The sequence below is a fragment of the Lentzea kentuckyensis genome, assembly GCF_002150765.1.
GTDB lineage: Bacteria > Actinomycetota > Actinomycetes > Mycobacteriales > Pseudonocardiaceae > Lentzea > Lentzea kentuckyensis.
The window spans coordinates 18430-36109 of the sequence record NZ_MUYM01000085.1 but is presented as its reverse complement, the minus strand read 5'-3'; the positions used below and the strand labels follow the sequence as shown (position 1 = coordinate 36109).

17 protein-coding genes are annotated in these 17680 nt (G+C 68.7%); 10 read left to right on the top strand and 7 right to left on the bottom strand.

Annotated elements, in window-relative coordinates:
* Nucleotide 1: 1 nt before the first annotated feature.
* The gene (locus B0F77_RS34650; RefSeq protein ID WP_086667257.1) at nucleotides 2-547 is read right to left on the bottom strand and encodes a helix-turn-helix domain-containing protein; all 546 of its coding nucleotides are present in this window, start codon (nucleotides 545-547) and stop codon (nucleotides 2-4) included.
* 30 nt (nucleotides 548-577) lie between these two features.
* Here B0F77_RS34650 and B0F77_RS34645 point away from each other — a divergent pair, with 30 nt between their 5' ends.
* A complete protein-coding gene (locus tag B0F77_RS34645; RefSeq protein ID WP_086667256.1) occupies nucleotides 578-964 on the top strand; it encodes a hypothetical protein in 387 nt (128 codons plus the stop codon).
* A gap of 75 nt (nucleotides 965-1039) precedes the next feature.
* Here B0F77_RS34645 and B0F77_RS34640 read toward each other — a convergent pair whose 3' ends face one another.
* Entirely contained in the window at nucleotides 1040-1906 is an 867-nt protein-coding gene (locus B0F77_RS34640) for a DUF4231 domain-containing protein (RefSeq protein WP_158102900.1), read from the bottom strand.
* A gap of 135 nt (nucleotides 1907-2041) precedes the next feature.
* Here B0F77_RS34640 and B0F77_RS34635 point away from each other — a divergent pair, with 135 nt between their 5' ends.
* From B0F77_RS34635 to B0F77_RS34620, 4 genes are all read left to right on the top strand, one after another.
* Nucleotides 2042-4711 (top strand): TIR domain-containing protein, encoded by a 2670-nt coding sequence (locus B0F77_RS34635; RefSeq protein WP_086667254.1) that lies wholly within the window; start codon nucleotides 2042-2044, stop codon nucleotides 4709-4711.
* 11 nt (nucleotides 4712-4722) lie between these two features.
* Complete coding sequence (locus B0F77_RS34630; protein ID WP_143467042.1) at nucleotides 4723-5376, top strand: hypothetical protein; 654 nt, start codon at nucleotides 4723-4725, stop codon at nucleotides 5374-5376.
* Between the two features lie 108 nt (nucleotides 5377-5484).
* Nucleotides 5485-8367, top strand: a complete 2883-nt coding sequence (locus tag B0F77_RS34625) for an alpha-L-fucosidase (protein WP_086667252.1) — start codon at nucleotides 5485-5487, stop codon at nucleotides 8365-8367.
* Between the two features lie 70 nt (nucleotides 8368-8437).
* Nucleotides 8438-9268 (top strand): oxygenase MpaB family protein, encoded by an 831-nt coding sequence (locus B0F77_RS34620; protein WP_086667251.1) that lies wholly within the window; start codon nucleotides 8438-8440, stop codon nucleotides 9266-9268.
* 3 nt (nucleotides 9269-9271) lie between these two features.
* Here B0F77_RS34620 and B0F77_RS34615 read toward each other — a convergent pair whose 3' ends face one another.
* Nucleotides 9272-10324 (bottom strand): hypothetical protein, encoded by a 1053-nt coding sequence (locus tag B0F77_RS34615; protein WP_086667250.1) that lies wholly within the window; start codon nucleotides 10322-10324, stop codon nucleotides 9272-9274.
* A 19-nt stretch (nucleotides 10325-10343) separates the two neighbouring features.
* Nucleotides 10344-11108 (bottom strand): alpha/beta fold hydrolase, encoded by a 765-nt coding sequence (locus tag B0F77_RS34610; RefSeq protein ID WP_086667249.1) that lies wholly within the window; start codon nucleotides 11106-11108, stop codon nucleotides 10344-10346.
* Between the two features lie 94 nt (nucleotides 11109-11202).
* Here B0F77_RS34610 and B0F77_RS50620 point away from each other — a divergent pair, with 94 nt between their 5' ends.
* Nucleotides 11203-11337 carry a hypothetical protein gene (locus B0F77_RS50620; protein ID WP_281252574.1) on the top strand — a complete coding sequence of 45 codons (135 nt, stop codon included), beginning with the start codon at nucleotides 11203-11205 and terminating at the stop codon, nucleotides 11335-11337.
* 68 nt (nucleotides 11338-11405) lie between these two features.
* Here B0F77_RS50620 and B0F77_RS34605 read toward each other — a convergent pair whose 3' ends face one another.
* On the bottom strand, nucleotides 11406-12047 hold the full coding sequence (locus B0F77_RS34605; RefSeq protein ID WP_086667248.1) for a thiaminase II/PqqC family protein: 642 nt from the start codon (nucleotides 12045-12047) through the stop codon (nucleotides 11406-11408).
* Between the two features lie 70 nt (nucleotides 12048-12117).
* Between B0F77_RS34605 and B0F77_RS34600 the strand changes: the two genes are divergently transcribed.
* A complete protein-coding gene (locus B0F77_RS34600; protein WP_086667247.1) occupies nucleotides 12118-12444 on the top strand; it encodes a DUF6204 family protein in 327 nt (108 codons plus the stop codon).
* On the opposite strand, the gene B0F77_RS34595 is transcribed toward B0F77_RS34600, so the two are convergent.
* Nucleotides 12419-13663, bottom strand: coding sequence for an amidase family protein (locus B0F77_RS34595; RefSeq protein WP_245849026.1), 1245 nt, complete (start codon nucleotides 13661-13663; stop codon nucleotides 12419-12421). The two genes, B0F77_RS34600 and B0F77_RS34595, sit on opposite strands and share 26 nt — an antisense overlap.
* 84 nt (nucleotides 13664-13747) lie before the next feature.
* Nucleotides 13748-15880 carry an RICIN domain-containing protein gene (locus B0F77_RS34590; protein WP_425435762.1) on the bottom strand — a complete coding sequence of 711 codons (2133 nt, stop codon included), beginning with the start codon at nucleotides 15878-15880 and terminating at the stop codon, nucleotides 13748-13750.
* 106 nt (nucleotides 15881-15986) lie between these two features.
* On the opposite strand from B0F77_RS34590, the gene B0F77_RS34585 reads away from it, so the two are divergent.
* From B0F77_RS34585 to B0F77_RS34575, 3 genes are read left to right on the top strand one after another with little or no spacing between them, the layout of a single operon-like run.
* On the top strand, nucleotides 15987-16484 hold the full coding sequence (locus B0F77_RS34585; protein WP_211294193.1) for an ArsR/SmtB family transcription factor: 498 nt from the start codon (nucleotides 15987-15989) through the stop codon (nucleotides 16482-16484).
* Entirely contained in the window at nucleotides 16477-17046 is a 570-nt protein-coding gene (locus tag B0F77_RS34580) for an SRPBCC family protein (protein WP_086667243.1), read from the top strand. The genes B0F77_RS34585 and B0F77_RS34580 overlap by 8 nt, the downstream gene beginning before the upstream one ends.
* 30 nt (nucleotides 17047-17076) lie before the next feature.
* Nucleotides 17077-17673, top strand: coding sequence for a toll/interleukin-1 receptor domain-containing protein (locus B0F77_RS34575; RefSeq protein ID WP_086667242.1), 597 nt, complete (start codon nucleotides 17077-17079; stop codon nucleotides 17671-17673).
* Nucleotides 17674-17680 lie beyond the last annotated feature (7 nt).

Genomic DNA, 17680 nt, shown 5'->3' with positions numbered 1-17680 from the left:
GTTAGTGCTTCGGGTACTCCAGCACCAGTACCGAGCTGACCTCACCTTCGAGAGTCTCGTACAGGTGCGGAACCGAGCCGGGGAAGCACACGTAGTCACCCGGCCCGAGCTCGTAGGGCTGCTCGGCCGGCCCCACCCGGAGCCGGCCTCCGGTGACCAGCACGTGCTCCCTGCCGGGATGACCTTCGCTGGTCTGGGTGGCTCCTGGCCGCACTCGCTGGTCGTAGATCTCCAGCACGGTGTCCCCGATGTCCATCCGGCGCATCAGCCGCAGGTCGACCGCGTTGCTGCTGAGCACCTCGACGTCACGGGCCCGCACCAGCACCACGTCCGGCGCCGTCCGCTCGGTCACCAACTCGGACACCGGCACGTCCAGAGCGTTCGACAAACTGAACACTGTCTCGATCGTCGGGTTTCCCGACCCGCTCTCCAGCTGGGACAGCGTGCCCTTGGCGATGGACGACCGCCGCGCGAGCTCCGAAAGGGACAGCCCGCGTTGCTCCCGGACCGCCCTGATGTTGGCGCCAAGCACCTGACCCGCACTCATAGCCACTGATCGTTGCATAGGCTTGCGCCCATGACTGCGTACACGGAGGCGGAGGGGCAGACCCTCCGCACGGCCGTTTTCGGTGCGATGGTGCTGGTGTCCACGGCGGATCCCGGCTCGGTGGACGAGGAGAGCTACGCCGGCATCAGGGCCATGTCCCTGCTCTCGGACGACCTGCGCGCGATCGTCGCCGCCGCGCCACCCGCGCTGCCCACGGGGTCGGCGTCCGATGTGGAGGCAGGCGTGCTGGCCGCGCTGCGCTCCTCGGTCGAGATCATCAACGCCCACGAACCGCGCGACGTGTCGATCTTCCGCGCCGCCGTGACGGAGATGTGCCGCTCGGTGGCGGGCGCGGACGGCGAGGTGGCCGCGACGGAGAGGGAGATGGTGACCCGAGTCGTCGAAGCTCTTGCTTAGAACCATGAACGGCGCTTTTGTCCACCTCAGGTCCACGAAAGCGCCGTTCATGGTTGACGGCCGGGGGCTGCAGGATCAGGCGGTGCTTGGGCGCGACGCTAGCCACGCGGTGTGTTCCTTGCTGATCACGGCCTCGGCGTCGGCGACCACGTTCGGCCAGTCGCCCTCGGGCGTGGAGGGCAGGCGCTGGTAGATGTCGGCGAGTTCGCCGGCCGCCGCGGTGTAGGCGACCTTGAGGTTCTCGAACTGGCGCAGCCCTATCCAGGCCGCGCCGCCCGCCACCGCCGCGGCCATCACACCGGACAGGTCGACGTCCCACGCGCCGTTGATGCGCAGGATGGCGAACAGGATCGCGACGAACTCGCCCGCGAACAGCAGGGTGCGGGCGATGTTCGCGCGGGTCTCGTTGCCGGCGGCCTTGTCGCGGTACCAGTTCAGCTGGCTGAGCACGCGGTCGTCGCGGTAGGCGGTGAGGCGGTCGGTGAACGGCTTGGCGCGCAGTTCGGCCATCTTCTGGTCGCCGGTGGGGTTGGTGCTGGTGAGCAGCAACGTCCTGCGGTGCTCGGCGACGGCTTCGGAGATGCTCGCCTCGAGGTCCTTGCGGGCGTTCTGCGCGGTGTCGGGGAACGGGTCGCCCGCGACGGCGTAGCGCCACGCCAGCGACTTCACGCGTTCGGCCACGGCGCGGCCCGCGTTCCACTTCAGCTCGGGATGCATCACCCACAGCAGGAACTCGGCGAACAGCGCGACGAGGAACCCGACCAGGGCCACCCAGGCCCAGATGTCGACGCCCCCGCCGATCTGCCACTTGAACGCACCCCCCACCGCGGCGGCCACCGCGCCGAGGAGGCGGATGCGGCTGAGCAGCAGCGTGCCGCGCTGGCCGTTGCGGGATGCCGCCTCCGCGTCGTGGTAGAAGCCGGGCAGGTGCTCGTCGTTCATCCGGTTCCTTCTCTCCTCTTCCGACTGCGCTGGTCGTGAGCCACCAAACGTGTGGTACCACGCCGGGGCCATAACGGTGACCCCTTCCGAGGCGATGTAGGGGTGTTCACCCGTACAGCCGAGGGGGATGCGGGGATGCCCGGCGACAGGACGTATGCCGCGTTCATTTCGTACAGCCACGCGACGGACCACGCACTCGGCCCGTCGCTGCAGGAGGGCGTCGAGAAGTTCGCGAAGCCCTGGTACCGCCCTCGCCAGCGGCGGGTGTTCCTCGACAACTCCGTGCTGGCCGCCGAATCCGACCTCACGCAGGCCATTCTCGACGGCTTGGCGAACGCGGAGAACTTCCTGCTGCTCGCCTCGCCCGCGTCCGCCGGGTCGCGCTGGGTCGGCAAGGAAGTGGCCTGGTGGCTGGAGAACCGCGAGCGCCGCACCCTGTTCGTGCTGCTCACCGACGGCGAGGCGGTGTGGGACAACGGAGTTCTCGACCGCGAGCGCACCACCGCGCTGCCCGAGGCGTTGCACGACATCCCCGAACCGCGCTGCGTCGACCTGCGCGCGGTCCGCGACGTCGAGCTCGACCCGCGCAACCCGCAGTGGGAGGCGGTGCTGGCGGACGTGGTGGCGCCGCTGGACGGCGTCGAGAAGACCGAGCTGATCGGTCACCACATCGCCGAACGCCGCCGCACCAAACGGACCGTCATCGCCGCGATCTCCGTCCTGGTCGTGCTGCTGGTCGCCGCCGTGATCTTCGCAGTCCGTTCGGAGCAGCAGAGCGACCGGGCCCAGCGGCAGACGCTCGTGGCCACGTCACGGCAACTCGTCGCGCAGGCCGCGGCCATGCGCGACTCCCGCCCGAACACCGCCCGTCAGCTGCTCGCCCAGGCCTACCGGATGTCACCGACGGCGGAGGTCGTGGGGGCGCTGATGGAAAGCCCGTCGATCCCGCGGGTGGTGCCGACCCCGAAATCGGCTGTGGACGTGGCGTTCAGCCCGCGGGAGAACGTGATCGCGGTGGCCACGAAGGACGGGATCGCACTGTACGAGGGCAGGTCCGAACGCGCGAGGATCCCGATGACCAACGCGACCGCGGTGCGGTTCAGCCCGGACGGCGCGTTCGTCGCGGCGACTACGTCCGGCGGTGCCGTGCTGATCGCCGACACCGCGGACCCGAAGCGGAGTGTCACCTGGAACGCTGGCACCACCGGACTGAGCTCGCTCGCGTTCGTACCGGGCAGGCCCGTCCTGACCGTCTCGGGGATGGGCGCGCACACGTGGTTGCTCGACGTCACCGATCCGCTGGCGCCCAGGTTGGCCACCGAGTTCCAGCAGGCCAGTGATTCGATCGGCTGGACGAGCGCGGTCAGCGCCGACGGGACGACCATCGCGTTGCCCGGCTCGGAGGGCATCATCGAGCTGTGGGACATCACCGGGCAGCCCATCAGGAAAGCCGTTCTGTCCGGGCACACCAACGACATCAGGACGCTGCGGTTCGCTCCGGTCGGCGGCCTGCTCGCCAGCGGCGCCCAGGACGACACGGTCCGGTTGTGGAACACCACGAGCCCCGGTCAGTACAGCGTGCTGTCCGGCGCGAGCCAGTTCGTGACGTCGCTGGCCTTCGCCCAGGACGGGCAGTCGCTCGCGTTCGGCGACGGCAACGGTGTGGTCCACCTGTGGGACGTGAGCGATCCGATCCGGCCGCGTACCGCCCAGCCGTTGCTCGGCCACGTCGAGGGGATCAACGGGCTGTCCTTCAGCGCCGACTCACGCACCCTCGCCACGGCCGGCGAGAACGTGCGGCTGTGGAACGTGCTCAACGCTTCCCGCTCCGGCGCCGTCATGGTGCTGCCGGGTAGCAGCAACACGCTGGCGTTCGGGGCGAACCACCAGCTGGCCACGGGATTCCCGACGAAGCTCTACGACCTGACGAACGTCACGCGCCCCCGCGAGATCCGCGCGCTCAGGACGTTCAACATCGGCGGCAGCCCGCAGCTCGCGTTCAGTCCGGACGGCACGCGGATCGCCAGCGGGCTCCCGGTCGCGCTCACCGATCCCGCGACCGGCGACCCGCCGGTGCACACCGAGCGCGCGGAAAGCCTCGTGTTCCGCCGGGACGGCAGGCTGATCGGCGCGGCACCGCTGCCTGGAGGCTTCCGGCTCTGGGTGCCCGACGGCGATCAGGTGCGGGCCGCCGCCGAGCTGCCGGGATCCAACGGCACCCCGCACGGCATCTCGTTCGGCTCCGGCGACCGTGCCGTCACCGTGGGGGACAAGGGCGAAACCCTGCAGCTGTGGGACGTCCGCGAACCCGACGCACCGGGGTTGCTCCGCACGTTCGACACGAAGTCCGATCCGATCGAGTCCGTGCTGTTCCACCCCATCGGCGACGTCGTGATCACCGGCAGCCGCACCGGGCTGATCACCATGTGGGACGTGGCTGACGGCGCCCGGATCGCGACCGCGCTCCGGCACGTGGGCAGCGTTCGTCATCTCGCCCTGCATCCGGACGGGAAGCGGCTGGCCAGCGCGGGCGAGTCCGGCGAGGTCGTGCTGTGGGACGTCACCGATCCGACCCGTCCGGTCGAGGTGTCGACCCTGCGGGCGGGCGGCCGCTACACCGCCGCTGCCATCGCGTTCAGCCCGGACGGCACGATGCTCGGCGGTGCGGACGGCGTGCGCACGACCATCTGGAGCATCGACGTGCCGCAGTTGCTCGCACGGCTGTGCGTCGACTCGTCGCGCATTCCGGAAACCGAGTGGCGGCAGTACCTTCCGGACATCCCTTACGACCCGCCGTGCGCGTGAAGGGAGTTTTCATGAGACGCGTTCTGCCACTCTTGTTGCTGCTGGCCGCATGTGGGGACCCAACGGTCGGACCGAAGGTCACGGGCGCACCGGAACCGGGCAACACGACCGTCGTGACGACCGAACCGTCCGCGGGGACGAAACCCTCGCTCGGCAAGGCACCTGACGACCTGCACAGCGTGGACTGGCAGCAGGCGACGCTCCCGGCGGAGTTCTGCGGCGTCGAGAAGCCCGTGCGGTTCCGGGAAGGCGCGGCGAAGGCCACCTCCACGACGTGGGGCGGGGTGGACCTCTGGATCCACTCGGAAAGGCCCGTCTGGTTCGGTGACGTCGACGCGGACGGCCGCGACGAGGCCGCGGTCAACCTCGGCTGCGACAACGGCGGTGGCACCGCGGCGAGCCAGCTCGCGTTCGGGTTGATCGTGGTGCGAGCGAACAACGGCAACCTGGAGCTGGTCGGCGAGATCAGCGCGACGACGATGCGCGACGACGCGTTTCACGTGCCGTTGCTGTCCGATCCGCGGTTCGAGAAGGGCGTGATCACCGTCAAGGAGCTCTGGTACCGGCCGAGCGACGCGAACTGCTGCCCGACCGGCGCCTCGCTGACGAGGTGGTGGCTGCGCGACGGCACGCTCAAGCCCGATCGGGCCGTTCAGGTGTCCTGACAGATCGGATGGGTCTGATCAACGCACGCGTAACAGGGGCTTGACCGGCGTTCTTCCGGTTGTAATCATCGGACCTCTCGCCGCCGCCCCGACGAGAATGCGTGGATCATGGCTTTACGACGATTGTGCGCGGCCGTCGTGGCCGCGTTGCTCGCCGGCCTCATCACCGTGGCCGCGTCGGCACCGGCGCAGGCCGAGGTGCGGCACCCGAGGCAGGAATGGCTGCGCAAGTCCACCGCGGGCCTTTTCCTGCACTGGGGCATGTTCACCGCCCCGAAGCACCTGAACTGCGCCGAGTGGGAACGTGACGTCACCGGCGGGGGGTGGACCCCCGACTACTGGATCGACGAGGCGCGCAAGCTCGGCGCCTCCTACGTCGTGCTGGCGACGTTCCACTCGCGGCTGGGCTACGCGCGGCCGTGGCCGTCGAAGATCCCCGGCAGCTGCGCGACGCAACGCGACCTGCTCGGCGAACTCACCAAGGCGGGCAAGGCCAAGGGCGTCAAGGTCATCCTCTACATGACCGACGACCCGCAGTGGCACAGCGAGCAGGGCGTGCAGATGCTCGACTCGGCCGCCTACTCGGCCTACAAGGGTGAGCAGGTCGACCTCACCACGCGTGAGGGCTTCGGCAAGTACAGCTACGACCTCTTCTTCGAGGTCATGAAGAACTACAACGACCTCGCCGGGTTCTGGATCGACAACGACAACGAGTACTGGGAGCGCAACAAGCTCTACGAACAGATCCGGCAGCTGCAGCCCACCTGGTTGTTGAGCAACAACAACGAGGACACGCCGATCATGGACACGGTCTCGAACGAGCAGAAGACCGGCATGTTCCCGTCCTACGACTACCCGGCGGCGACGTTCACACCGATGCCACGGCTGTCCGAGGCCTGCTACAAGCTCCCGAACACCGGCGACTGGTGGTACGACGGCGGAAACCACGCCGTCGACACGCGGCTGAACACCGGCCGTTACATCACCAACGCGGGTTCCTCGATCAAGTCGCTGATGGCCGAAACGCCGATGGTCAACGGTCGCATGCCCGCGCAGCAGGAGGCGTACAACAACTTCATGTCCACCTGGGTGCCGCCGATCCAGGAGTCTATCCAGGGCGTCGAGGGCGCCGGGTACCTGTACGGCGGCATGCAGCCTGGGTTCTGGAACGACGGCGCGCACGGCGTGATCACCATCAACCCGTCGACGGGCAAGCAGTACGTGCACGTCGTGACCAAGCCCCGCGCTGACTTCGTTCGCCTGCGGGACAACGGCTATCGCGTCACCGGCGTGACCGACCTGCGGACCGGCGAGCGGATGCGGTTCTCTCAGTCCGCGGGCCACCTGACGATCCAGGGCATCACGAAGTGGGACGAGTACGACACCGTGTTCGCGGTGGAAACCGCTGGGCAGCAAGGCTTCTACACCGATGTCAAGGCGTCGGCGACGTCCTCGGAGGACGGTTTCCCGGCGTCGAACCTGACCGACGGCAACTACGAGAAGTACTGGGACGCCAACGCCGCCCAGCCCGTCTCGATCTCGCTGGACCTCGGCCGGCGCAAGGAGGCCGCGTTCCTCGCGATCAACCAACGCGAGTCGTCGCCCACGCACGCCCGCGTGTCGTTCGGCCGCCCCGAGGATTCGAGTCGTATCAAGGACTACCAGCTGACGGCGTCTGTCGACGGACGCGACTGGTGGCACGTGCGGACCGGCGCACTGCCGTCCGCGCGCGGCACGCAGTTCATCGACATCGGGGCGCAGCAGGCCCGGTACCTGAAGCTGACCGTGCTCAACACCTGGGGTGGCCCGCAGGCACCGGTCTACTTCAAGGAACTGAGGATCGACGAGATCCGGGTCGGCCACAGCTATCCGCGCGGGTTCCGCGACGCCGCGCTGGAGGCCGAGGACGCGACGCGGTCGGGTACGGCGCGCGGCGAGTTCTGCGCGGCCTGTTCCGGCACGCGGCAGGTGACCGGGCTCGGCGGTGGTGAGCGCAACGCCGTGACCTATCGCGATGTTTCCGTTGCCACGGCCGGTACTTACCGCCTGCAGCTGGACCTGACGTCGGCCGCGGCTTCTGCTGTCTCCGTGTCGGTGAACGGCGGCGCACCGCTTTCCGCCGCGGTGCCGGCGGACCGCGCCGACGTGCCCGCCCCGACGTCGCTCGCGGTGCCGTTGAACGCGGGCCGCAACACGCTTCGAGTGTTCAGCACGGGTAAGCCGCTCGGCCTGGACCGCATCTCGGTCGGCGGGCTGCCGCCGTCGACCTACACGCCGAAGACGACGCTGACCGTCGTACCCCATGGCGTGCAATGGGTCGCGCCGGGCCAGCAGTCCGTGAAGATCACCGCACGGCTGCGGCTCGACGCCGACGACCAGATCGACAACGTCTCGCTGGCCCCTGTCCTGCCCGCGGGCTGGACGCTGACCGGCGCACCGGCGACGCGTCCGTCGATGCGCCTCGCGGGTGTGCTGGAGGGGGTGTGGACCGCGACCTCTGCGCCTGGACAGGACGTGGGATCGGTCAGCATCCCGGTGAACGCCTCGTTCCAGCTGCTGAGCTCCGCCCGCAACGTGTCGGGAACGGTGCCGGTGCGCACCAGGCCCGCGGACCGCGTGTTCGTGCGCGAGGCGGAGGACTCGGCGAACGTGTTCGGCAGCACCGGCCTGACCAGCTGCGGGACGTGCTCGGGCGGGGAGAAGGTGCGCAACATCGGTGGCAGTCCGGACGCCTCGGTGACCTTCCCGAACGTGGTCGTGCCCGCCGCCGGGGCGTACCGGATGTTCATCCAGTTCACCGTGAACGGGCCGCGCTCGTACTTCGTGTCCGTCAACGGCGGTGCACCGGTCGAGGTGAAGCTCGACGGGGTCGGCAACAACACCCCGTACGTGGCCGAGTCGCCGGTGACGCTCAACGCGGGTGCGAACACCATCAAGTTCGGCAACGACAACGCCGGTGCTCCTGATCTGGACCAGATCGCGATCGGCTGATCGGGGAAGCTGAACGGCACCCTGTGCGAGCGGGGTGCCGTTCTCAGCTGTTCCGTCGCATGATGGGTGCATGCTGGAGGCACTGCGGCGTCAGCTGAGCGAGTCGTTGTTCGAGCGGGTCGCGGGTCCCGAGCGCGAGAAGCACGCGCGGCGGATCCACGAGACGCCCGGCCCGCGCATGTTCGCCGACGACCGTCCGATCCGGCACGTCCACGCCGATCACGCCATGTTCATCGGCGGGCTGCGGGCGTTGCTGCTGCAGTCGTTGCACCCGCTGGCGATGGCCGCGGTCGCCCAGCACTCCGACTACCGCACCGATCCGTGGGGACGGTTGCAGCGCACGAGCCTGTTCATCGGCGTCACCACCTACGGCACGGCCGAGGACGCGCGCCAGGCGGTCGACCGGCTCGGGCGCGTGCACCAGCACATCCACGGCACCGCGCCGGACGGCCGGCAGTACCGTGCCGACGACCCGCACCTGCTGGCCTGGGTGCACGTGGCCGAGGTCGACAGTTTCCTGCGCTGCCACCAGAAATACGGCGAGAAGCCCCTTGACGACTACGACGAGTACGTCGCGGACATGGCCGTCATCGGCGAGGCGTTGGGCGTGGTGGACCCGCCGCGCACGACCGCCGAGCTCGACGCGCGGCTCAACTCCTATCGGGCCGAACTGAAGAGCACCCACGACGCCCGTGAGGCTGCCCGGTTCCTGCTGTTCAAAGCTCCTTTGCCGGTGCTCGCGCGGGGGCCGTACGCGATCCTCGCCGCCACGGCCGTCGCCAGCCTGCCGCTGTGGGCACGGATTCCGTTGCGGCTGCCGTACCTGCCGATCGCCGAGGCCACCGGGGTGCGGTTCGCGGGCCACGCGTTGATGCGCGGCCTGCGCTGGGTCACCGGGTGAGGGTCAGCGGAAGTCGCTGACCCGGAAGGCCGACAGCATGTCCTGGTAGCGCGGGTTGTTGTCGTGCGGGTAGAACGACGCCTCGACCCCCACCCAGCCGCGGAAGCCCCCGTCGTCGTCGATGATCTGCATCATCGGCTTCACGTGCGAGTTGCCGGTGTAGCAGGGTTCGATGTCGCTGCCATTGGACTTCCTGGTCAGACAGGTGCACCAGTGCCAGTGCGTGTCCCGGCGGTCGCTGCTCGACACCCGCTGGATGTAGTTCTGCAGCGAGCTGTCGTTGATCGCGCTGCCGCCACCCGTGCCGGGACAGCTGGGGTCCTCCTGGCAGGCGTTCTCCGAGGAGGGCTGGAGGTAGGTCAGGCACCACGTCGTGGTGGCGCAGGTGCGGAACAGCCCGATGTTGAACGCGCCTCCTGCCGCCGGGCTGGCGTTGAGCTTGTCGTGCGTCCAGCCCTGGTAGTCCTGGCGGAGCGTGCCGGCAAAGGCCCGCACGGTCGCTGCCGGACGGCTGGTGGTCAGGGAGGCGTTGCTGCCGTAGGCGTAGCCGACCGTCGCCAGGGTGTTGAACAGCTGGTCGAGCCGGGTGAGCTTGCCGTCCTGGCTCGTGGTGACCTTCCACTGCTCCGACCAGGCCTGGCCGGCGTCGGCCCAGTCGATCTGCAGCTTGTCGCCCTCGACCGAGTACCTGCCCGTCCTCGTCTCGGGCGGGGAGCCCATGAAGCCCCCGGCGGTCAGCACCTCGCACGCGCGTACCAGGGTCTGGCCGACCGCCAGTGCCCTGGTCGAGCACGATGAGTCAGGCGTCGTTCCGGTGCCCTGACGGGCGGCCGGTTGCCGCTGCCACCAGAGGTAGGTTCGCGCTCGCACGTTTCCGTCGGTGGTGAACTGGTAGTTCCCGAGCCGCACCCAGTTGTCCCTCGCGGTACCTGCCTTGAACGAGCCGAGCGAGACCACGAAGTTCGCCTTGCCGCCGGGCAGGTCGGCGGCCGACGCCGGAGCGGGCAGGAAGGCGAACAGGGACAGGACGAGCAGAACGACAGGCGTCTTGCGCACGGATCCCCCCAGCGGTGAGCTACCCCTGCAGGAAGTCGACCACGAGCGGCGTCGTCTCGCCAGCGAACTCCTCGAAATAGCCGTGCCGCGCTCCCTCGATCAGGTGCATCCGCGCGCCGGGGATGCGCTCCGTGATCAGCGGAGCGTTGGCCGTGGGGTTGAAGACGTCCTCGGTGCCGTGCACCACGAGCGTCGGCGCGGTGATCGACGGCAGCGCGTCCCACGCGTCGTGCTCGGCGCTCGCGAACAGGTGCCGCTTGCGCGCGTACGGCGGCATGGCCGGGTCGCCGAGCGTGCTGAACGGTCCGCGGTAGGCCGGCGTGTACATGAGCTCTTCCAACGCCCGGCGCGCCTTCATCGGGTCGATCTGCGCCAGCGACTTGCGCACCTCGGCGCTGCGCTCGATCGCGTGCGGGCCGCCGGGGGAGGTGCAGCCGAGCACCAGCCGGTCGACCCGCGAGCCGTGCGCGGCCGCGATCCACTGCGCGATCCGGCCGCCCATCGAGGTGCCGTAGACGTGGGCGGTGTCGATGCCGGCGTCGTCGAGGATCGCGACGCAGTCCGATGCGAACTGCCGGGTGCTGTAGGGGGTGTCGGGCTTGTCGCTGGAACCGGTGCCGCGGTGGTCCGTGACGATCGTCGTGAACGCCGCGGAGAAGCCCGCGCGCACCTGTGACCACCAGCGGGAGGAGTTGGCCTGGCCCGCGACGAGCAGCAGGGGAGGCCCCGAGCCCTCGACCGAGTAGAAGAGCCTGGTTCCGTCGGCGGCATGAGCAAGAGGCACGGCCGAACAGTCTAGAACTTTGACGTGCGGGTAGGTGGTCTAGTCCAATTCCCCAAGAACCCTGCCGGCCGCCACGTCAGGAACGGAGCAGCCCATGCTGTTGTTCGCCCGAACATCCGCGGTGGCCGCACTGGTGCTCGGCACCGCGATCGTGAGTCTCGCCCCTGCCAACGCCGCCGGTGTCGCGGCGACGTTCGCCAAGCAGTCCTGGGCCCCCGTTAGTCGATGAAGGGACCCTTCATCCACGTCAGGTGGATGAAGGGTCCCTTCATCGAACTCAGGCGCGCTCGGGCGCGCTCAGGCGAGGGTGGACCAGAACTGCAGTTCGTAGGCCTGCAGCAGGCGGCCGTAGCGCCACGCGTGCTTCGGCTGCCAGCCGCCGTCCAGGGCGGCCTGGATCGCGGCGATCGCACGGTCTTCGAGCTGTGGCGCGGGGGTGGCGAAGAAGTCGACGAACGCGCACGCGTCGTCGCCGAACCCGTAGTGCTCGCGCAGCCCCTTCGCCATGCGGGCGCAGTAACCGCCCCACGCGGTGAAGTTCGCCAGGATCGCGAGGATCACGTCGGTCGGCTCGCCGTTCATCGCCATCCACGCCTGGTAGGCCGGGTAGGACTGGCAGCCGGGGAACGGCTCGTAGCCGTGGAAGTCCTTCGAGGACATGCCGGCCGCGTTCGCCAGCGGCTCCAGCATCGGCAGCACCAGCTCCTCGCCGCCCGCCAGCAACGTGAAGAACGCCCGCGCGTTCGGCTCCTCCGCCTTCGACGCCAGCGCGAGGAATGTTCGCCAGTCCGACGACACGATGTGGTTCTCTTCCGCGGCGAACGTCGCGATCACGGCCCGCGGCGCTTCGCCCGTTTCGATCAGCTTGACCACGAAGTTGTCGTGCTCACCGGGGTGCAGCTCCGTCCGGATACGCGTGACCAGCTCTTTTGCGTTCATGGAGCACGATTCTTCCGCACCGGAGAAATCGTTCGCCAGGACGGCGGGCGTTCGGGGACCATCTTCGCTCGTGGCTGAACACACGTACCGAGTGACCGTCCGCGGCCGCTTCGCCGATCTCACCGACGACCAGCGCTCCTCGTTGCGGGAGCGCCTCGAGGGCTTCGACTTCCTGCGCAGCGGCGGGTTCAGCGAGGAAGGCGCGCTCACCTTCGACGAGAAGCTCGACTTCTTCAGCTACCGCGTGATCCTGACGGCGGCGGAGAAGCCGGACGACGCGGGACTGCGGCGCGCGACCACTGCCCTCGACGCGCTGGGCGTCGACTTCAAGGGGTTGCGCGCCACCGTCACCGACATGGACGAGATGAAGATCAACCGGCCGAAACGGCTGGGCTGAGCGGGACTTCGAGGGTTTCGGCCGCGTCCAGGGCCAGGTCTTCGCGGTACATCCGCGAGATCACCTGGACGCCGGTCGGCAGCCCGTCGCGCAGCCCGGTCGGCACCGCCACCGCGGGCACGCCGACGAAACTGCTCGCCTCGCACAGCTTCGTGGCGTCGAAGTACGCGGCGAGCGCCTCGGGGTCGTGCCGGTCCTGGTCCGGTTCGTAGGACGGGATGGTCGACACCGGCCCGACCAGCACCGGGTAACGGTCGAGCAGCCGGGCCCACTCGCGCTGGACGGCCAGCCGGGTGGCGGTGACCGCGAGGAACTCGGCCAGGTCGAGCCCCGGCCGCACCTCCAGCAGGTGGCGGGCGAACAGGGCGACCTCCTCACCGGCGAACGCGGCGAACTGCTCGTAGCCGAGCGCGATCGGCGTGGCGATCATCCGCAACGACAGCGTGGCGGCCTCCTCCAGGCGTGGCACCTCGACGGGTTCGACCTCGTAGCCCGCTTCGGCGAGCCGGTGCGCTGCCTCCTCGACCACCGGATCGCCCGGCACGAAACCAGCGATCTTCGGCACCGGCGAACCCGCTGACGGCACCGGCACCGCGCGGGGATCCGCCGGATCGGAGCCGCACCCGAGCGAGTGCACCAGCCGCAGGTCGGCGACGGTGCGGGCGAGCGGGCCCTCGACCGTCATGACCTGGGTGGGGAACGACGGGTCGGCCTGGCCGAAGGCCGCACCCTGCGGATAGCGGCCATAGCTCGGCTTCAGCGCGCAGACACCGTTCAGGAACGCCGGCAGCCGCAGCGAACCGCCGCTGTCGTTGCCGATTCCGAAGCGCACCATGCCCGTCGCCACCGCGACCGCGTCACCGCCGGAGCTGCCACCTGGGGACTTCGAGGCGTCCCACGGGTTGATGGTGTGCCCGGCCAGTTCGCTGTACGTGTGCATGCCACGGGCGTTCAACGTCGGCATGTTCGCGTGCCCGATCGGCGTCGCTCCCGCTGCTCGTAGTCTCGCGACGATCGGCGCGTCGGACGTCTTCACGTTGCCGACCAACGACTTCATGCCGTGCGTGGTGGCGGCGCCCGCGACGTCGATGTTGGCCTTGACCGAGAACACGACGCCCGCGAGCGGGCCGACTGCCTCGGCCGGCACGTCGAACACGGCGGTCAACGCGTTGTACACCGGGTTCAGGGCTTCGATTAGCTGCAACTGCTCAGTGAACATCCCCATGCTCCAGTCTATGCGGACCGGAGCATGGGGATGCGCAGTTCGAAACCACTCAGCGGAACATTGATCTTCGGGGAAACATCACGGGTAGTTCGCCAGGTAGGCCTCGGTGGAGCCGGCCGTGACCCGGTTGCCGGTGTTGTTGATGATGTGCTCGATGGTGCCCTTGCCGCCCAACGAGATCGTCACCATGCTGTGGAACTTGACGCCCGGCGTGTTCGGCACCTCGAACGCCCGGTCGGCCACCACGCTCGGGTTGGCGTTGGCGAAGATGTAACTGCCAAGGCCCCACGCCTCGTGCGTGGTGACGTTGTTGGCGACCTTGTACGCCGCGTAACCGCGCGTCGAGCCGTTCATCCACGCCGCCTGGTTGGGTGCCTCGTACGGCATTTCGTTCTGGTAGAAGTACGTCCGGCCGCCCTGGCCGTTCCAGATGGTCTGGTACTTCTGGTAGTGCTCGACGAACAGGCCGTACATCGTCACGTTGTTGCCGTTGACGATCAGGCCGGTGTCCGCCCGGTTGACGTCCCAGCCGACACCGATGGAGTGGTCACCGCGCCACAGCCACAGGTGGTCGCCGATGACGTTGTGGCTGTTGACCACCAACGAGGTCGTGGCCCGCCCGATGGCCGAACCGCCGATGCGCACGTACAGGTCGTGCACCGACGTCGGGTTGGCCGAGTGGTTGGCGTTGCTGCCGGGCGCGCCGATCTGCATCAACAAAGGCGAGTTGGTCGGTGCCGCGTCGATGAGCAGGCCGGCGACCTTCACACCGTCCACATCGGCCACGTCGAGTGCCATGTTCCCGTTGGTGGGCATGATGGTCGCGAGGCCGAGGCCCATCACGACGGTGTCCGGGCGGGTGACCCGGATCGGCTCGCTGACCTGGTGGATGCCGGGCTGGAACAGCAGGTTCTTGCCCGCCGCGAGCTGCTGGTTGATCGTCGCCGCCGGCGTGCCGGGCTTGACCACGTAGAACTGCGAGATCGGGATGTTGGTGCCCTGCTGGTTGCCGCTCGCCCACGTGGTGCCGCTGGTGTTGGTGCGCAGCGCGGGGACGAAGACGTTGTACTTACCGGCGCCGTCGATGTTCAGGAACGGCTTCTCACGCACGACAGGGGTTTGCGCGACCGTCGTGTACGGCGGCTCGGGGAACGTGTTCTGCGGCGCGTTGCGAGCGCCGACGAACACCATGTTCCAGTTCTCGCCGGTCCACGAGCCCCACTCGGTGTTGCGCGACAGCCACTGCTGCTGGCTGCCCGAGCGGACCTGGCCGGTGACGACCGAGTCGGCCAGGAAACCACCGCTGGACCAGCCGTTGTCGTCGAGCTGCATGTTGCCGTAGACGTGCGTGCGGCGCATCGCGGACGCCTGCGAGACGGCCCACGTGTTGGTGCCGCCCGGCGGGCGGATCGCGAGGTTCTCCGCGCCACGCCAGAAGTTGTGCGTCGCGTTGCCCTCGAACCAGTCGGCCTCGACGTGCACCTGGCCGTTGACGGTCACCTGGTCCGGGTTCAGGCCGAGCCCGAGCACCTGGGTGAAGAAGCCGATGTTGACGTCGACGTTGTAGGTGCCGGGCTTGAAGAAGATCGCGAACCGGCGCGCGTCGTACTGACCCTCTTCCTGCTGCCGGAAGACGTCGTTCAGCCGCGCCTGGATGGTGCTGGCGGACATCGACGGGTCGAAGATCAGCACGTTCGGGCCGAAGTCGGGCGCCTCGGGGTCCGGCGGCGCAGGGGTGCCGAGCCGGAACGCCTGGGCGTTCGTGCCGTTGCAGGTGTACTGGACCAGCTGCACGTCACCGGTGGAGGCGCCGGGCACGTCGAGGCACTTCCCACTGTGCCGGCTGACGAACCGGTAGGTGTCCGTGCCGACCTGCTCGGGGCGCCATTGCTGGTTGTTGGCACTGAAGTTCTGCCACAGGTGGATCGCCGCGTTGTCCGCGGTGGAGACGTTCGAGACGTCCCAGACCGAACCCTCGCCGACGGTGAAGTAGCCGTCGCTCGTGGGCGTGAACTTCCAGGTCTGTCCAGTGCAGCTCTGTTGGCGGAGTTGTGCGCCGTTCGCCGATCCCTGCGACTCCACGCACTTTCCGCTGCCGACGTTCGTCACTTGATAAGCGGTTCCTGGCACCACGTCGGCCTGCGCCGCGACCGTCCACACCGGAACGATCGCTGCTGCCGCCAACGCTGCCACCAGCAGGGGGATTCTCACGGGAGCCAGGGTGGGGGCGGTTTGTTGCAACCGTCAACGAACCTAACCGTTTCCGGTCGAGTTCCGGTATTGACAAATGATTTTGTCAAATGAGACCGTGCTATGCGTGGAGCTGTCCCCGTTGCGCAGATCCTTGCTGGAGCTGCTGAAGTCGCCCGCGTCGGCGACCCAGCTCGCGGCGGTCCTCGACCTGCCGCGGCAACGGGTCAACTACCACGTGCGCGCCCTGGAACAGGCAGGCCTCGTCGAGCTGGTCGAGGAACGCCAGCGCCGCGGCTGCGTCGAACGCGTCCTGCGCGCCCGGCCCGGCCGCGAGATCGCCGCCGACGTCCAGGACCAGTTCGCCGCGACGCACCTGGTGTCCGTCGCCGAGGACACGGCTCGGTCCGTCGCGCGGATGTCGGGCGCCGCGGCGGACGCGGGAAAGCGTTTGCTCACGTTCACCGTGGAGACGACGGTCCGCTTCGGCGCGCCCGGCGACGTCCACGAGTTCACCAGCGACCTGGCCGAAGCGGTGCGGCAGATCGCGTTGAAGTACGACACCGAGTCAGGCCGCCCGTACCGGGTGGTCGCCATGGGCCACCCAGGAGTTGCGGATGAGTGACGAGGGCGTGCGGATCGAGATCACCGTGGCCGCACCGGTCGACGAGGTGTGGCAGTCGTTCCGCGACAAGCAGAAGATCCGGCACTGGCACGGCTGGGACATCCCCGAGCTGGACGCCGAGATCGACGAGATCTACTTCCAGCACGCCGAGGAAGGCGACGGGCACACCCTGCTCGTGCAGGGCGGCCACGACACCTTCACCCTCACACCGATCCCCGAGGGCACGCGCGTCGTGCTGACCCGCGCGCCCAAGGGCACCTCGCCCGAGTGGGACGACTACTACGACGACATCACCGAGGGCTGGATCACCTTCCTGCACCAGCTCAAGTTCGCGCACGAGTTCCACCCCGGCGCCGCCCGCCGCACGTTGTTCTGGCCTCGCGAGGTCTCACTGGGTGTGTCGGGCAAGCCGTTCTTCTCCTCGCCGAACCAGAGCGGTCAGGTGATCGAGGAGTGGGGGCCTGGGTTGTTGATCACCTGTCAGAAGATGACCGTCGTGACGACCTACGGGTTCTCCGACGACGAGTTGGAGGCGTTACGCCAGAAGGGTGACGCCTCGTAATGGCCTCGGCGATGATCACGATGTGATGGCGTGGGCTACGAGTACGACGTCTTCCTGAGCTACACCCGCCGCGGCGGCGGTGACGTGTGGGTGCGGGAGCATTTCCACCGTGCTCTCAAGGAGTGGCTCGGCAACGAGATGGCCGACGACCCCCGCATCTTCGTGGACTGGGGCCAGGAGACCGGGGTCGCGTGGCCCGAGAACCTGGAACGGTCGCTTCTGCGCTCCAAGGTGATGGTCGCGGTCTTCTCGCCGCCGTACTTCCGGTCGCCGTGGTGCCGGGCCGAGTGGGAGAGCATGCTCGAACGCCACCGGATGCTCGGCTACGGCACCACCGACCAGCCGCGGCAGCTGGTGCTGCCCGTCCGGTACGCCGACGGCAAGTACTACCCGCCCGAGGCGCACGCCACCCAGCAACGGGACTTCACGTCGTGGAACAAGCCGCTGGCCTACGAGGTATACAGCCGCTCGGCCAACTACGAACACTTCCTGACCGCGGTGCAGGAGCTGGCGAAAGAGGTGGCGGAGCGGATCGAGGTCGCGCCACCGTGGGATCCGGCGTGGCGGGTGGTGCGGCCCGCGCTGGATCCGAGGACGGTGCCGCCCGGTCCGTTGCCGAGGCTGTGAGGCTGCC

Bases quoted from the DNA above. Each gene is read 5' to 3' on its own strand.
- B0F77_RS34650 (WP_086667257.1), bottom strand. From the start codon at position 547: ATGAGTGCGGGTCAGGTGCTTGGCGCCAACATCAGGGCGGTCCGGGAG.
- B0F77_RS34645 (WP_086667256.1), top strand. From the start codon at position 578: ATGACTGCGTACACGGAGGCGGAGGGGCAGACCCTCCGCACGGCCGTT.
- B0F77_RS34640 (WP_158102900.1), bottom strand. From the start codon at position 1,906: ATGAACGACGAGCACCTGCCCGGCTTCTACCACGACGCGGAGGCGGCA.
- B0F77_RS34635 (WP_086667254.1), top strand. From the start codon at position 2,042: ATGCCCGGCGACAGGACGTATGCCGCGTTCATTTCGTACAGCCACGCG.
- B0F77_RS34630 (WP_143467042.1), top strand. From the start codon at position 4,723: ATGAGACGCGTTCTGCCACTCTTGTTGCTGCTGGCCGCATGTGGGGAC.
- B0F77_RS34625 (WP_086667252.1), top strand. From the start codon at position 5,485: ATGGCTTTACGACGATTGTGCGCGGCCGTCGTGGCCGCGTTGCTCGCC.
- B0F77_RS34620 (WP_086667251.1), top strand. From the start codon at position 8,438: ATGCTGGAGGCACTGCGGCGTCAGCTGAGCGAGTCGTTGTTCGAGCGG.
- B0F77_RS50620 (WP_281252574.1), top strand. From the start codon at position 11,203: ATGCTGTTGTTCGCCCGAACATCCGCGGTGGCCGCACTGGTGCTCGGC.
- B0F77_RS34605 (WP_086667248.1), bottom strand. From the start codon at position 12,047: ATGAACGCAAAAGAGCTGGTCACGCGTATCCGGACGGAGCTGCACCCC.
- B0F77_RS34595 (WP_245849026.1), bottom strand. From the start codon at position 13,663: ATGTTCACTGAGCAGTTGCAGCTAATCGAAGCCCTGAACCCGGTGTAC.
- B0F77_RS34580 (WP_086667243.1), top strand. From the start codon at position 16,477: ATGAGTGACGAGGGCGTGCGGATCGAGATCACCGTGGCCGCACCGGTC.